The sequence below is a fragment of the Amnibacterium sp. CER49 genome (assembly GCF_029846255.1).
Lineage (GTDB): Bacteria > Actinomycetota > Actinomycetes > Actinomycetales > Microbacteriaceae > Amnibacterium.
In genome coordinates this window covers 1836715-1851027 of the sequence record NZ_JARVWQ010000001.1, presented here as the reverse complement: position 1 = coordinate 1851027, position 14313 = coordinate 1836715, and the positions used below count along the sequence as shown (strand labels likewise).

Here is a 14313-nt window from a genome sequence, read left to right as displayed (position 1 = left end):
GCACCCGTCGGCGATGCGAGCGACGGGTGCTCCCGCATCCGCTCCCCCGTCGCAGCGGGGCCGCGCTCGTCGGGGCCGGAGGGATCTCGGCGCGGACAGCCGGCTTCGCGGAACCCGCGGGCGAAGAGGCGGGGTCGGGCAGGTGAACGATGCCGTCCGCAGGGCTCGGATCGAGGCGGCGCCGCGGATTCGCGGCAAGAGTGGGCCGGTGACCGAGTGGCTGGCGTCGTCGAGGTGGATCATGACCCGCGAGATCGCGAACGCGCTGCGGTCCGGCACGTCCGGCGCACACCTCGCACAGCTGGTCATCGGACGGGAGCCCGACACCCCGTCGGCCGGCACGAGGGGTCGGGACCTCGGCGGCGGTGCGCCGGACGGATCGCCCCGGCGCTGATCGAGACCGGTCACGGCCCGAATCGGCGCGGACTGAATCGAGCGTCGCTCCACCGCCGCTCACGGTGTTCACCCCGCTGCGGTACCGTCCTGGCTCGAGTGGGTTGAGCGCGGTGATCAGCCGCGCCGGGCGCTAGGGAGTCCAGCCATGCCGACCTCGTTCATCGAGCGGGAGCGGAAGTTCGACGTCGAGCACGATTTCGACGTGCCCGACCTGCTCGCGGTGGTTCCACCCGGCAGCGTGCTCCGGTCGTCGATCGAGCACCTGCGGAGCGACTACTTCGACACGCCGACGGGATCGCTCAGGCGCGCGGGACTGACCCTTCGCCGACGGACCGGCACGGACGACGTCGGCTGGCAGCTCAAGCTGCCCTCCGGGGAGCATCGCGAGGAGATCCGCTTCGCCCTCACCGACGAGGTACCCGCCGAGCTCGAGGACCTCCTGCTCGGCGTCACGCGTGGAGCGCCGCTGCGGACCGTCGCCACCCTCGACACGGAGCGCCACGTCACGCGCGTCGTCGATGGTGCAGGGGCACCGGTCGCCGACGTCGACCTCGACCACGTGCGAGCGAGCACCAACGTCGACGGGGAGGCTCGCGTGTCGGGCTGGACGGAGCTGGAGGTGGAGCTCGCCGGACCGAGCGTGTCGGACGAGCAGCTCGCCGTGCTCGCCCGCGCGCTGCTCGACGCGGGTGCCCGACCCGCGACGACGAGGTCGAAGCTCGCCCGGGCGCTCGACGAGGCGTCCACGGGTGCCGCGACCGCGGGTTGGCGGTCCGAGGAACACCCCAAGAAGGGCAGGAACGGCAAGAAGAAGCGCGAGCGCGGGCGCCTGGAGGCGGGGAGCGCGCTCGTGCCGTACCTCGCCGAGCAGGAACGCGCTCTGCTGCTCGGCGACCTCGCGCTGCGGCGCGGCGACGACGGCGCCATCCACCCGACGCGAGTGGCGACGCGACGGCTGCGAAGCGCGATCCGCGTCTTCGCTCCGCTCTTCGACGACGAGCGCAGCAGGTCCCTCGACGAGGAGCTGAGCTGGTACGCCGAGGTCCTCGGCGCCGTACGGGACAGCCAGGTGCTCGAGCAGCGCCTCCATCGCGATCTCGACGAGATCCCGTCCGAGCTCGTGCTCGGTCCCGTCCGCGACCGCATCGACTCCCGCCTCCACACGCAGCGCAGGACGGATCGGCAGCACCTGCACGAGGCGCTCGCACACACGCGCTACCTCGACCTGCTCGCCCAGATCGCCGCCTGGGTCGACGAGCCGCCGTTCACCGGTGCGGCACACCGCCGGGCGGACGGGCTCGAGCGCTTCACCCGCCGCGCGAACAAGAAGGTGACGCGGGCCCTGTCCGCGGCGAACAGCAGCGGCGACATCGAGCTGCTGCACCGCGCTCGGAAGCGCGCCAAGCGAGCGCGGTACGCAGCCGAGGCCGCGTCACCCGTGAGCGGGCGCAGGGCGCTTCGTCACGCCGACCGGTACAAGCGACTGCAGGACCTGCTCGGCGAGCACCAGGACAGCGCCGTCGCGGCCCAGCTGCTCCGCGAGCTGGGGGCGGCCGCCGGCGTCACCGCCGGCGAGAACGGCTTCACGTACGGGCTGCTCTACCAGCGCGAGCAGGAACGAGCGGCTGCCGCCCGTGCGAAGGCGCAACGGGTCGCCAGGAAGTACCGCTAGATGACGGACGGACGCGCCCGAGCAGAGGCGACCCCGGGGTCCTCCGCGCTCATCCCGCACGCGCGCGGTGCCGCCCGCTACCTGCTCACGGGGCTGGGCGACGGCGGACGACGATGGCGTCACACGCAGGCTGTCGCCGATCGCGCAATGGAAGCGGCCCGCATCCTCGCCCCACCTGACGCGGAACGCCTGCAGGCGGCCGCCTGGCTGCACGACATCGGTTACGCCCCCGCGCTCAGCCGGTACCGGTTCCACCCCATCGACGGCGCCCATCACGTGCAGCGGGTCCTCGGCGACCCCGTGGTCGCGGGTCTCGTCGCCCACCACTCCGGCGCTCGCTTCGTCGCTGCCGCCTGCGGCCTCGCGCACCTCATGGTCCCGTTCGCGCACCGCGGCTACTGGGCCGGTCCCCTCGCCGACGCCCTGACCTGGGCCGACCAGACCATCGGACCCGACGGCCGGCCGATGGACGTCGAGGAGCGGATCCGCGAGGCGCTCCGGCGCCACAGCTCCGACGGCGCCGCCGCCCGCAGCCAGGCGCAGCGTGCGCTCGCTGTCACCGCCGCCGTCCGGGCCACGGAAGCACGCCTCGCCCGCTCGGGTCCCGCCGGCTGACGTCCTCGGGCCGCAGCGGTCGGAACCCGATCAGGGCGGGGGTGCGGTCCGGTCGAGGAGCTCCACGAGCTCCGCAGCCGGCGCGGGACGATGCAGGTGGTACCCCTGCGCGGCGTCGCACCCCAGACGGACGAGCGCGTCGAGCGTCGCCTGATCCTCCACACCCTCGGCGACCACCCGGAGCTCGAGCCGGTGCGCGAGGGCGATCGCCGTGGCGACGACCGCGGCAGCCCGGTCGTCCCGCACCATCGGCAGGATGAACGACCGGTCGAGCTTGATCGTGTCCACCGGGAGCTCACGCAGGTAGGCGAGCGAGCTGTACCCCGTACCGAAGTCGTCGAGCGCGACCCGGACGCCGAGCCCGCGGAGCCGCGTGAGCACACGCGCGGCTCGGACGCGATCGCGGATCAGCAGGTCCTCGGTGATCTCGACCTCGAGCCGCTCGGGCGCGAGGTGCCGTCCGCGCAGCGCGCTCGAGATGCGCTGCGGCAGCGACTCGTCGATGAGCGCGTCGGCGGAGAGGTTGACCGCCACCCCGACCGGGCGGTCGTCTCGCGACCACTCCGCAGCCTGGTCGAGCGCCGCCCCGAGCACCCAGTCGGTGATCTCGGGCATCAGGCCCGCCGCCTCGGCCACGTCGAGGAACGCGTCGGGCTGGAGCAGCCCGCGGGCGGGATGCGTCCAGCGCAGGAGCGCTTCGAGGCCGAGCAGCTCGCCCCGGGGAAGCCCGATCTCCGGCTGGAAGTAGAGCTCGAGCTGATCCGCGCGCAGCGCCGCGCGGAGGTCCTGGATGGTCTGCAGCCGGTCCGCGGCCGCCGCGTCGTCCTGCATGTCGGCGATGCCGATCGGAGCACGGGCCTGCCGCGCCCTCCGCGACGCACGCTCAGCGCGCCCCAGGAGGAGGTCGGGGTCCGTGCCGCCCCCGGCGCTCGTCGCGATACCGATCGTGGCCATCGCCGCGACCTGCCAGCGGTCGAGCGTCACCGGCTCCTGCAGCGCCGCCTGCAGGGCGCCCGCCGTCTCCTCGGCCTCCGTGCGGGAGGCACCCGGCAGCAGCAGGGCGAACTCGCTCCCGCCGACCCTCGCCAGCCGCGTCCCTGCCGGGGCAGTGCCGACCAGTCGCTTCGCGATCTCCACGATGAGGACGTCGCCGAGGTGCCGCCCGAGCGCGGTGCGCACCTCCCGGACGTCGTCGACGTGGATCAGCAGCACGGCGACCGGGTCGCCTGCCGCGCGCCGGGGCCGGTGCTCGGTGAAGTCGCGGAGGTTGGGGAGCCCCGTCAGCTCGTCGGAGTGGGCCTCGCGCCGGAACACGAGCGCACGCCGCTGCTGCACGAAGGAGATCTGGATCCTCGCCGCCGCGGCGAGCAGGGCCGCCACCGCGAGCACGGCTGCGGGGCCGGCCGATGCGCTCCGTGATGCGACGGCGAGGACGACGACGGCGACGGCGACGACGGTGGAGGCCGCCGGGACGACGACGGCCAGGGACTCCGCCACCCTGGAACGGTCCGGCCGCGAAGCACGACGTCCGAGCCCGATCGTCATCAGCGCCAGTCCCAGGCCCCAGGTCGCGTCGAGCAGGGTCCCGACCATGTAGTCGTCCCTGGCGATGCGCAGGTCGTACACGATGTCACCGAGCAGGAACACGCACAGCCCCGCGAAGAGCGGGGCCAGGGCGACGTTCACCTGCGCGCTCGACAGCGTGGCGATCGCCGCGACCGCGGCGATCAGCACGAGATCGAGCACCGGGTAGGCGAGCGAGATCACGTTGCCCAGCGACAGGGTCCCGTCGGACTCCGCGAAGGTCGGCGCGAGCAGCAGCGCGACGAGCGCCGCGCTCGCGAGGGCGGCGAGCGCTCCGTCGAGCCGGACGCCGCTCCGGCCGCTGCCCGACGAGCGGGCGGACAGGAGCAGGGCGACGAAGACGGCAGGGTAGAAGGCGAGATAGCCGACATCGGCGAGCGACGGCACGGGAAGCCGCGATCCGGCCGCGAGGGCGCTGACGAGGACGAGGTTGCCGAGCGCGAACCCGGTGGCACCGATCGCGGTCCAGACGATCGAGCCGCGCGGTCGGCCGGCGGTCGCCGCCGCCGTCAGCCAGCACACGGCTGCGGGCAGCAGCTGCGTGCCGACGTCGAGGACCCCGTCGACCAGCGGCTCGAACCCCCTGCCGTGCACCAGCAGCAGGACGACGTAGAGCAGGAGCAGCACCCACATCGCGCCCTGCGCGACCCGGAGCGCACGCGAGAGCCCGGCCTCCGTCGGGGCACCGCTGCCGCGCACTGCCGCCGACGTCTTCCCGGCCTCGGTCTCGCGCTCGTCCACGCCCACCTCGTCCCATCGACGCGACCGGTACCGCTGCAGGTGTCAGGCGCCCTTCCGATTGTCCCGCCGCTGCGCGCAGGCGGCCATCCCGTGTGCCCGGGGAATCGTGATCCGCTCGGACGCCCGGAGTGGCGGCCGAGTCCTTCTGGGCCCCGGCAGTAGCGTGCCGCTCGAGTCGTCGCCACCACCGGCCCCCGGTCAGCGGAGCGGACGCCAGCATTTCCTCGCAGCATTCCCCCGAAACGGCAAACCCGGCGCGAGCCGGGGACGCAAAGCCACGGGACCCACGTCGGTCAGCCGGGCTACCGAACGAGAGAGCAGCCATGCCTCCCCTCCGCGACTCCGCGCCGACCTCGGACGCCGTCGCCGTCCTGGTGCACGACCTCCAGGCGCTCGCCCACGAGTACAACGCCCTCGTGCGCCGTTCCTGGCGGCACCTGGCGCTGCGGCCGTCGGAGCTCGAGGCGCTCACGATCGTGGCGTTCGCGACGGAGCCCGTCACGCCGACGCGGCTCGCCGCGGACCTGAACCTCACGACGAGTGCGGTGACCGACCTGCTCGACCGTATGGCCCCCGCGGGCCTGCTCGAGCGCCGACCGCATCCGCAGGACCGCCGCAGCGTCCACATCCGGCTCGCTCCGACCGGGGAGCGACTCGCGGCCGAGCTCGTCGCGGTGCAGGAAGCGGCGGTACGACGAGTGGTCGGTGACCCGTCGCGGGCGGCGGACGACGGACCCCGCTCGCTGCTCGCCCGTCTCGGCTCCGCGCTCCGCGCGGCGAGCGCCCAGGCCCTTCCCGTCGATCCCCTCCTCGTCCGGACGCCATGAGCCCGAGGAGGCGATGGCGCGAGATCGGCGCGAATCCATTTCCGGAATCAACCCCCCGACCGGGATTCCTTCTCGAATATCGAATTCGAATATCCTGAGAACGCATCGGGATATCCGCTGCATCGGGGGCTCCGGGGCCCCTTCACCAGAAAGGTTCCGGTGCGCGTTCCATTCCGGCGGGTGGGGCCGACGATCGTCCTCGCGCTCTGCGTGCTGCTCGCCGAGAGCGCGACCGCTGCCGCCTCCCATCCGCAGACTCCGGGCACGACGGCGGCGCGGCACCGCAGCACGACCGGATGGCGGGATCGGGCCATCACGGTTCCCGCGGCGGCGCAGCCGGTCGGCGCAGCCGGCACGACCGACCTGACGAGCCTGCAGTCCGCCCTCGTCGCGGCGAAGGGCCGCGTGAGCGCCGTCACCGTGCAGCTGAGCGCCGCCCAGGTGCCGGTCGCGCGCCTCACCTCGTCGGTCGGCACCTTCACGGCGAAGGCGGCGGCGCTCTCGCACGACCTCACGTGGGCGACCGCCACGGTCGCCCAGCTCGCACCGCGTGCGGCCGCGCTGCAGGGCCGCATCCAGGCCGACCGCTCCGCCGTCGCCACGGACACCGGGACCACCCAGCAGCGCTTCACCGCCTACAACCACGCCGCTCCCGCCCAGCGCCCGGCCGCGCTGGCGGCGCTGCGGTCCGCCGGCGCGCAGCTGGCGGCCGCGCAGGCCGCGCTCAGCGCCGATGCGAGCGCCTACAGCACGGTCCTGTCCCAGCTGCTCGCCGCTCGGCAGACCGTCGCCTGGGACACACCGCTCCTCGCCGCCGCGGAGGCGAGCGAGGCGTCCTGTGCGACGCAGCTGCGAGCGGCGATCGAGCAGGCGGACCAGCTCGGGCGCGCGCTCATCGTGGCGCAGCAGCAGGTCGCCACGCTCGCGCGACAGGTCGGCGACGCCGAGCAGCGCCTGCGGGCGCTCGGCGCGGCGGGCCGGCCGATCGCCGCCGTCTAGCGCCTCGCGGGCTGCGCTCCGACGCCGTACCGCCCGAGCAGGACGGGCAGCGCGGTCATGTCCGTGAACACCTCCGTGGCGAGCGGCTCGAGCCTCGCCCGCGGCGTGAGCCCGCCGACGTAGCCGAGCACCGCCATGCCCGCTGCCCGGGCCGCGGTGACCCCGGCGACGCTGTCCTCGACGACGACGCAGCGCTCGGGCGGGTACCCGAGCGTCGCGGCGGCGTGGAGGAACAGGTCGGGCGCGGGCTTGCCACGTGCCACCTCGATCGCGCTGAACATGCGCCCGGCGAACCGGGGCAGCAGCCCGGTCAGCGACAGGACGGCATGGAGATGATCCGGCGTGGAGTTGGACGCCACGCACCGGTCGACGTCGAGCCGGTCGAGCGCGTCGAGCACGCCCTCGACGCCCGGCACCGACGTCAGCTCCCGCTCGTAGGCGCGCGTGTACCGGTCGCCGAAGCGCTCGTGCCAGTCGAAGTCGAGCGCGCTGCCGAGGACGCGTGCGAGCTCCGCCGCGAAGTGCTCCCCCGTGCCCCCGGCGAACCGCTCGGCGATCTCCTCGACCGTGAGGTCGACCCCGAGCTCGGCGAACGCCTGCTGCTGGACGCGCGCGTCGACCGCCTCGGTCTCGACGAGCACCCCGTCGCAGTCGAAGACGACGAGCACCCCGTCGGGGCCGCTCTCAGGCATCGTTCGCGCCGCACCGCGCCGGGCGGGCGGGCGGCGCCGCGATCACCGCCACCGGCTCTGGTCGATGGTGCCGTTCCACGAGTTCCAGTGGCCGCCCGCGTCGAGCCGGTCGAGGATCGCGCGCTGCAGCGTGGTGTCGCGGGGCAGGGTCGCCCGGTCGACCTCGCCGCGCTTGCGGAACACGAAGTAGATCGCGTCGGCGTCCGCGACGGTGCCCTCGCCCTCGAGGGTCCACCGCTGCTGGAACCGCACCATGTTCGACTCCGGGTCGAGCACCTCGGCCAGCTGCGGATCGAGCAGCCAGGAGGAGCAGTGGAACCGGTCCGCGGGGCGATCGCTGAAGTGCTCGGCGAAGAAGTCGGTGGCCTGCGCGAAGGACTCGTCGACGGCGGCCGGGGTCAGCGGCCCGGTCTCGGGGATGTGCGTGGAGAGCACCCAGCCGCCGTCGTGCTGCACGAGCTCGTACTGCAGGCGGCCCAGCCAGTAGAGGTTGCCCGACCACGGGAGGGTCTCCCAGTCGTAGGTATCCAGCCCGAAGGCGCCGTACGTGCGCCGGTGCACCCAGATCTGCTGACCGATGTCGGCGAGCGTCCGCTCGGACACCGCCTCCGGGATTCCGCGGGACCGGTGGAAGGCGCGCACGTCGTCGGCCGTCGCGAGCAGCGCGAGCACCGGCAGGACGCCGATGCCGTGCCAGTCGCTCTTGGCGATCGGGGTGTCGAACGGCTGTGGCCCGGAGCCCCCGATCACACCGATGCTCTCCCGGAGCCGCTCCGTCAGCGCAGCGACGTCGGCGAGCCGGTCGTCGTCCTCGAGCGCCGCCGCGACCGCGCGCTGCACGTCGGCGCGGTCGTCCTCCCGGAGGCCCAGCGACTCGAGAGCCGCGTCCTGCGTCGCGTCGACGAGCCGGGAGGACACCTCTGCGGCGGCGCTCACGCGGCGGAGCCCACGAGGTCGGCGGCCCTGCCGAGCTCCTCCGACTCCGCTCCCCGGCCCACCCGGTCGGCCGCGACGTGGCAGGCGACCTCGTGCCGGGGCTGCAGCTCGAGCAGCGGCGGGGTGGTGGTGCGGCACACCTCCTTCGCGAGCGGGCAGCGGTCGGCGAACCGGCAGCCGGGCTTCGGGTCGATCACCTTCGGCGGCTCGCCCGCCGCCTGCTCGGCCGTCATCGTGGGCATGGCGCGCGGATCGGGCACCGCCGCGACGAGCAGCTGCGTGTACGGGTGCTGCGGCGACTGCAGCACCTCGTCGACGGGACCGGACTCGACCACGTGTCCCGCGTACATCACCATCATGCGGTCGGCGATGTAGCGCGCGCTCGCGATGTCGTGCGTGATGTAGAGGAGCGAGACGTGGTCCTCGTCGCGCAGCTTCGCCATGAGGTTCAGCAGCCCGATGCGCACCGAGATGTCGAGCATCGACACCGGCTCGTCGGCGAGGATCACCTTCGGCTTGTAGGCGAGCGCCTGCGCGAACCCGACCCGCTGCCGCTGGCCGCCCGAAAGCTCGTACGGGTACTTCCTCAGCGCCTCGCTCGCGGGCCGCATGCCCACGGCCTCCATGACCCGCTCCGCCTCGGAGCGGCGCCCCTCGGCGTCGAGGTCCGACCGGTGCAGCTTGAGGCCCCGCTCGATGCCGTGCGACACGGGATACGACTGGTTCAGCGAGCTGAAGGGGTCCTGGAACACCATCGGCACCGCGGCGCGGTACCGCATCTGGTCGGCGCGGCTCCGCAGCTTCGTGAGCGGCGTGCCCTCGAAGAGGATCTCGCCCGCGCTCGGCGTGTAGACCTGGGCGAGCAGCCGGGCGATCGTCGACTTGCCGCTACCGCTCTCCCCCACGAGCGCGAGGATCTCGGAGCCTCCGATCGCGAAGCTCGCGTCGTCGACGGCGTGCAGGTCGTGCCGGTTCAGGAACCCGCCGACGCGGAACACCCGGGTCAGGCCTCGCGCCTCGAGGATCGGCGTGCTCACAGGACCTCCTCGTCCGTCACGACGGCGACCACCGGCTGGCCCGCCGGCGGCTGGTGGTCCGGCGAGTGGAGCAGGCAGCGGGCCCGCGACCCGCCGACCTGGTACAGCGCCGGAACGACCGTCTTGCAGTCCTCGTACGCGAACGGGCACCGCGGCTCGTACCGGCACCCGGGCGGCATCGCGTTGAGGGCCGGCGGGGCGCCGGGGATCCCGACGAGCGGCACCTTCGGCCCGCGGATGGACGGGAACGCCTCGAGCAGGCCCTTCGAGTAGGGATGGGCCGGGCGGTCGAACACGGTCCGGGTGGCACCGAACTCCACCTCCTGGCCCGCGTACATGACGAGCAGCCGGTCGGAGAAGTGGCTGACGAGCGACATGTCGTGCGTGACGAAGAGCACCGCGAAGCCGAGCAGCCGCTGCAGCTCCTTGATCTGGAGCATCAGCGAGCGCTGGGCGACCACGTCGAGCGCGGAGGTGGGCTCGTCCATGATGATCAGCTCCGGCGCGAACAGCAGCGCCATCGCGATCATCGCGCGCTGGCGCATGCCGCCCGAGAGCTGGTGGGGGTAGCTGCGCAGGTGGATCCTGTCGATGCCGACGAGGGCGAGCACCTCCTCCGAGCGCTTCGTGATCTCGGCCTTCTCCTTGACCCCGTGCGCGCGCATCGTGTCCGCGTACTGGTCGCCGATGCGCTTCACCGGGTTGAGCGCGTTCATGGCGGACTGCATCACCACGGAGAGGTTCTTCCAGCGGATCGGCGCCAGCTGCTTGTCGTTCATCGCGACGAGGCTCTGGCCGCGGAAGACCACCTCGCCGCCCGCGATGCGGGCCGGCGGGCTGAGCAGCTGCGCGACACCGAAGAGCATCGTCGACTTGCCGCAGCCGGACTCGCCGACGACAGCGACGAACTCCCCCGGGTTCACGGTGAGGTCGACGCCGTCGACCGCGGTGACGGGCCCGCTCGCGGTGTCGTAGACGACCTTCAGACCGCGCACCTCGAGCACGGGGGCGTCCCGCCCGGGCTCGTCGGCGCCCGCGCGCTCCGTCGTGGTGGTCCGGACGTCGGTGCTGGTTCCCGTCACGATGCCTTCCTGGGCCGCCGAACGCGCCGGAGCGCGGGGTTCGAGATCTCGTCGAACGCGTAGTTGAGCAGCGCGAACGCCGCGCCCAGCAGCGCGATGCAGAGGCCGGGCGCGATGATCCACCACGCCTGCCCCGTCTGCAGCGCCTCCGCCGACTGCGCCCAGTGGAGCATCGTGCCCCAGCTGACGGAGTTGGGGCTGCCCAGCCCGACGAACTGCAGGCCGGCCGCGGTGAGCACCGCGTAGAGCGCCGTGCCGAGGAAGTTCGCCGCGATGAGCGAGATCATCGTCGGCAGCATCTCGAAGACGACGATGTAGATCCAGTTCTCGCCGCGCACCCGCGCGGACTCGAGGAAGTCGCGTCGGCGCAGCGACAGCGCCTGCGCCCGGAGCTGCCGGGCGCCGTAGGACCAGCCGGTGACGACGAGCACCGCGATGATGACGGCCAGGTTGCCGCCGTTCGCGTACGCCGCGATCACGATGATGAGCGGGAACGCCGGGATCACGAGGAAGACGTCGGTCAGCAGCGAGAGGGCCTCGTCGGCGACGCCTCCGAGGTACGCCGCCGCCACCCCGATCAGCACCGACAGCACGGTGGCCGCGAGCCCGGTCGCCACCGCGACGATCAGCGTCTCGCGCGTGCCCCAGACCAGCTCGGCCCAGATGTCCTGGCCGAACGCCGTGGTGCCGAGCGGGTGCCCCGGGCCCGGCGGCAGGCTGAGATCGTAGGCGCGCTCGGCCGGGTGGGCGACGCTCGTGAAGAGCTGCGGGAAGACCGCCGCGACCAGGAACACGAGCAGCAGGGCGGCACCGAGGAGCGCCTTGCCGCTGCGGCGGACGGCGTTCCACACGGCGAGCGCGCCACCACCCCGGCGCCGGCGGGCCTTGAGCGCCGGCGGCTTCATCGAGCCGGCTGTGATCGAGACCATGGTCAGCCCTCCGTCCGGGCGCGGGGATCGAGCATCACCGTGAGGAAGTCGCAGATCAGGATCGCCACGAGCACGGTGATCGTGATCATCACGAACATCGCCTGCATGAGCGGGTAGTCCTGGTTGTTGACCGCCTGCAGCAGCATGTACCCGACCCCCGGGTAGTTGAACGTGTACTCGACGAGGATCGCGCCGGAGACGACGAACCCGAGCGACATCGCGAAGCCGGCGAGGTTCGGCAGCACGGCGTTGCGCGCGGCGTAGCCGTACATGATCCGCCGGTTCGACAGACCCTTCGCCCGCGCCATCCGGATGTAGTCGTCGGCGAGGATCGTGACGACGTTGTTGCGCATCGTGAGGATCCATCCGCCGACGGAGATGATGAGGATCGTCACCGCGGGCAGGATCGCGTGGCTCAGCACGCTGCCGATGAAGTCGGCGCTGAAGTCCGGCGCGAGGGTCACGTCGTACGCCCCCGCGTTCGGCAGCACGTTCATCGTGACCGAGAACAGCAGCACGAGCAGCAGGCCCACCCAGAAGAACGGGAGGGCCCCGGTGATCACGAACACCGGTGGCAGCACGCTGTCGAGCACGCCGCCGCGGCGCCAGCCGGCGACGAGCCCGATGAGGGTGCCGACGAGGAACGCGACCACCGTCGTCACCCCCACGAGGCCGATGGTCCACGGCAGCGCGGTGGCGAGCACCTGGCTGACGGGCTGCGGGAAGAACGTGAGCGAGCTGCCGAAGTTGCCGGTGAAGGTGTTGCCGAGGTACTCGATGTACTGCTGCAGCAGCGGCTTCTGGGTGTTGATGCCGAACGCGGCCTCGAGCGCCTTCAGCGCCGCCGGGTTCACCCGCCCGCGGAAGCGCGCCATCATCGCTTCCGCGGGGTTGCCGGGCATGAGCCGCGGGATGAAGAAGTTGATCGTCAACGCGACCCACAGCGTGATCACGAACAGCACCAGCCGGCGCAGGACGTACCTCACGCCGCCCTCCCTCTCCCGCGGCTCAGCATCACTTGCCCTTCAGGTTGATCAGCACCTGCTCGTTGTCCGGGATCGCGTACGGCGCAGGCAGCGCGTACGGGTTCGACGGCGTCGGCCAGCCCGTGAGGCTCTTGGTGCTGTACTGGAACCAGTACGCGGACTGGGTCATCGGGATCGTCGGCACCTGCGTCAGCATGACCTTCTGCAGCTGGCTCACGATGTTGTGCTGCTCCGACTCGGACGCGGCCGAGTAGTCGTTCAGCAGCTTGTCGACCGCCGGGTCGGAGAACCGCATGTAGTTCGTCGTCGCGTTCTGCCCGAGCGGCGCGGAGTTCGCGCTGAGCAGCTCCTGGCGCATCTCGTAGTAGGGCGCCGGGCCGCCGGTCTCCGAGATGTAGGCGAGGTCGAAGTCGCCCTTGTACAGGCGGGTGTTGTAGGTCTGGCCCGCGAGGTCCTGCACCGTGAGGTCGACGCCCACCTGCGCGAGCTCCTGCTTGATCTCCTGCAGCGAGGCGTCCCAGTCGGTGAACCCGCTCACCGTGATGACGTTCAGCTTGAGCGGCTTGCTCGCCGAGTACCCGGCGGAGGCGAGCAGCTGCTTCGCCTTGTCCTGGTTCGGGGTGTAGTCGTACTGCTTGGCGAGGGCGTCGTCGAACCAGGACTGGAACGTCGGCAGCACGATGCCGGACTGGTTCGAGCCCGACTCCTGACCGTTCTCACCGACCTTCGCGACGGTCTTGCGGTCGATCGCGTACGCGAGCGCCTGCCGCACCTTCACATCGCTCGTGACGGGGTGCTTGAGGTTGAACGCGAGGCTCACGTTCGCGACGGCCGGAGCCCAGTAGTGGTTGTGCGCCTTGTCGCGGGCCGCGTAGTACTTGTCGATGTTCGGGATGAACTGCCCGCCCCACTGCGCCTTGCCGGAGGCGAGGTCCTGGTTCGCCGGCGAGTTGTCGGTGTACGCCGGGTAGTTCACCGTCTTCACCGAGGGCTTGCCCTTCATCCAGAAGCCGGTGTTCGCCGCGTACTGGATGTTCTGCGGCGTGCACGACGCGACCTTGTAGGGGCCCGTGCCGACGGGCTTCGAATCGGTGTAGGTCACCGGGTCACCCACCGCGCTGGTCGACCAGATGTGCTGCGGCACGATTGGCGTCTGCCCGGCGATGTAGTAGAGGTAGGGCTGCGACGGCGCCTTGAACTGGAACACGACCTGGTCGGTGCCGGACTTCGTGACCGACTGCAGGCCCGAGGACCAGACCGCGTTGATGTCGAGCCCGGCGTGCTTCTTCAGCAGCTCGAAGGTGAAGACCACGTCGTCGGCGCTGAACGGCTTGCCATCGCTCCACTTGACGCCCTGCCGGGTGGTCACCGTGAGGGTCTTGAAGCCGTTCGACCAAGCCGTCTTCGTCGCCAGCATCGGCGTCTGCGCGGCGTTCTTCAGTGCGTTGACGTAGACGAGGGGCTCGTAGGCGAAGCCGAACGACTCCCCCAGCACCGCCGGGTTGAAGGGGTTGAAGCCGCAGGTCCAGGTCGCGCCGCTCGTGTTGGCGATCGTGACCGAGCCGTTGACACCGCCTGCGCCACCGGAGGATCCGCCGGACGCGCAGCCGGCCGCGAGCAGCGCGACCGCCGCGGCTGTCGCCAGGGCCCCTCCCAGTCGAGGCCAGCGGGGTGTACGGGTGGATCCCATTGCTCGTCCTTCCGGGTTCTGAACGGGCGACGCGCCGGCCCGGGCCCGCAGCGACCTGCGGACACGAAAGCCTCGAACACGTGACCACGTCGGCACGAGCGCACTCTCGCAGCCCCTGCTCCCGGCG

Annotated in this window: 13 protein-coding genes and 1 riboswitch; of the genes, 5 read left to right on the top strand and 8 right to left on the bottom strand. The window is 72.1% G+C overall.

Features of this window, described 5'->3' with window-relative positions; all coding sequences use genetic code 11:
* Positions 1-208 precede the first annotated feature (208 nt).
* From QDR37_RS09050 to QDR37_RS09040, 3 genes are all read left to right on the top strand, one after another.
* Positions 209-394 (top strand): hypothetical protein, encoded by a 186-nt coding sequence (locus tag QDR37_RS09050; protein WP_279713307.1) that lies wholly within the window; start codon positions 209-211, stop codon positions 392-394.
* A gap of 147 nt (positions 395-541) precedes the next feature.
* Complete coding sequence (locus QDR37_RS09045) at positions 542-2068, top strand: CYTH and CHAD domain-containing protein (RefSeq protein ID WP_279713306.1); 1527 nt, start codon at positions 542-544, stop codon at positions 2066-2068.
* Entirely contained in the window at positions 2069-2683 is a 615-nt protein-coding gene (locus QDR37_RS09040; RefSeq protein WP_279713305.1) for an HD domain-containing protein, read from the top strand.
* 30 nt (positions 2684-2713) lie between these two features.
* Here QDR37_RS09040 and QDR37_RS09035 read toward each other — a convergent pair whose 3' ends face one another.
* Entirely contained in the window at positions 2714-5008 is a 2295-nt protein-coding gene (locus QDR37_RS09035) for a bifunctional diguanylate cyclase/phosphodiesterase (protein WP_279713304.1), read from the bottom strand.
* A gap of 234 nt (positions 5009-5242) precedes the next feature.
* A riboswitch (cyclic di-GMP riboswitch) is annotated at positions 5243-5318 on the top strand.
* Positions 5319-5331: 13 nt separating this feature from the next.
* On the opposite strand from QDR37_RS09035, the gene QDR37_RS09030 reads away from it, so the two are divergent.
* Positions 5332-5835 carry a MarR family transcriptional regulator gene (locus tag QDR37_RS09030; RefSeq protein WP_279713303.1) on the top strand — a complete coding sequence of 168 codons (504 nt, stop codon included), beginning with the start codon at positions 5332-5334 and terminating at the stop codon, positions 5833-5835.
* Positions 5836-5994: 159 nt separating this feature from the next.
* A complete protein-coding gene (locus QDR37_RS09025; protein WP_279713302.1) occupies positions 5995-6834 on the top strand; it encodes a hypothetical protein in 840 nt (279 codons plus the stop codon).
* On the opposite strand, the gene QDR37_RS09020 is transcribed toward QDR37_RS09025, so the two are convergent.
* Genes QDR37_RS09020 through QDR37_RS08990 form a run of 7 tightly spaced genes read right to left on the bottom strand, consistent with a single transcriptional unit; the run spans position 6831 to position 14186 of the window.
* The gene (locus QDR37_RS09020) at positions 6831-7526 is read right to left on the bottom strand and encodes an HAD family phosphatase (protein WP_279713301.1); all 696 of its coding nucleotides are present in this window, start codon (positions 7524-7526) and stop codon (positions 6831-6833) included. The two genes, QDR37_RS09025 and QDR37_RS09020, sit on opposite strands and share 4 nt — an antisense overlap.
* A 42-nt stretch (positions 7527-7568) precedes the next feature.
* A complete protein-coding gene (locus tag QDR37_RS09015) occupies positions 7569-8462 on the bottom strand; it encodes an acyltransferase domain-containing protein (RefSeq protein WP_279713300.1) in 894 nt (297 codons plus the stop codon).
* A complete protein-coding gene (locus tag QDR37_RS09010; protein WP_279713299.1) occupies positions 8459-9499 on the bottom strand; it encodes an ABC transporter ATP-binding protein in 1041 nt (346 codons plus the stop codon). Before QDR37_RS09010 ends, QDR37_RS09015 begins: the two co-directional genes overlap by 4 nt.
* On the bottom strand, positions 9496-10581 hold the full coding sequence (locus QDR37_RS09005; protein ID WP_279713298.1) for an ABC transporter ATP-binding protein: 1086 nt from the start codon (positions 10579-10581) through the stop codon (positions 9496-9498). Before QDR37_RS09005 ends, QDR37_RS09010 begins: the two co-directional genes overlap by 4 nt.
* Positions 10578-11510, bottom strand: coding sequence for an ABC transporter permease (locus QDR37_RS09000; protein ID WP_279713297.1), 933 nt, complete (start codon positions 11508-11510; stop codon positions 10578-10580). Before QDR37_RS09000 ends, QDR37_RS09005 begins: the two co-directional genes overlap by 4 nt.
* 2 nt (positions 11511-11512) lie before the next feature.
* Entirely contained in the window at positions 11513-12496 is a 984-nt protein-coding gene (locus QDR37_RS08995) for an ABC transporter permease (RefSeq protein ID WP_279713296.1), read from the bottom strand.
* Positions 12497-12524: 28 nt separating this feature from the next.
* Positions 12525-14186 carry an ABC transporter substrate-binding protein gene (locus QDR37_RS08990; protein WP_279713295.1) on the bottom strand — a complete coding sequence of 554 codons (1662 nt, stop codon included), beginning with the start codon at positions 14184-14186 and terminating at the stop codon, positions 12525-12527.
* Positions 14187-14313: the final 127 nt, after the last annotated feature.

What these genes read in the sequence shown, in the direction of transcription:
- QDR37_RS09000 (WP_279713297.1), bottom strand. Translation starts at nt 11,510, where the DNA reads ATGGTCTCGATCACAGCCGGCTCGATGAAGCCGCCGGCGCTCAAGGCC.
- QDR37_RS09020 (WP_279713301.1), bottom strand. Translation starts at nt 7,526, where the DNA reads ATGCCTGAGAGCGGCCCCGACGGGGTGCTCGTCGTCTTCGACTGCGAC.
- QDR37_RS09045 (WP_279713306.1), top strand. Translation starts at nt 542, where the DNA reads ATGCCGACCTCGTTCATCGAGCGGGAGCGGAAGTTCGACGTCGAGCAC.
- QDR37_RS08990 (WP_279713295.1), bottom strand. Translation starts at nt 14,186, where the DNA reads ATGGGATCCACCCGTACACCCCGCTGGCCTCGACTGGGAGGGGCCCTG.
- QDR37_RS09040 (WP_279713305.1), top strand. Translation starts at nt 2,069, where the DNA reads ATGACGGACGGACGCGCCCGAGCAGAGGCGACCCCGGGGTCCTCCGCG.
- QDR37_RS09030 (WP_279713303.1), top strand. Translation starts at nt 5,332, where the DNA reads ATGCCTCCCCTCCGCGACTCCGCGCCGACCTCGGACGCCGTCGCCGTC.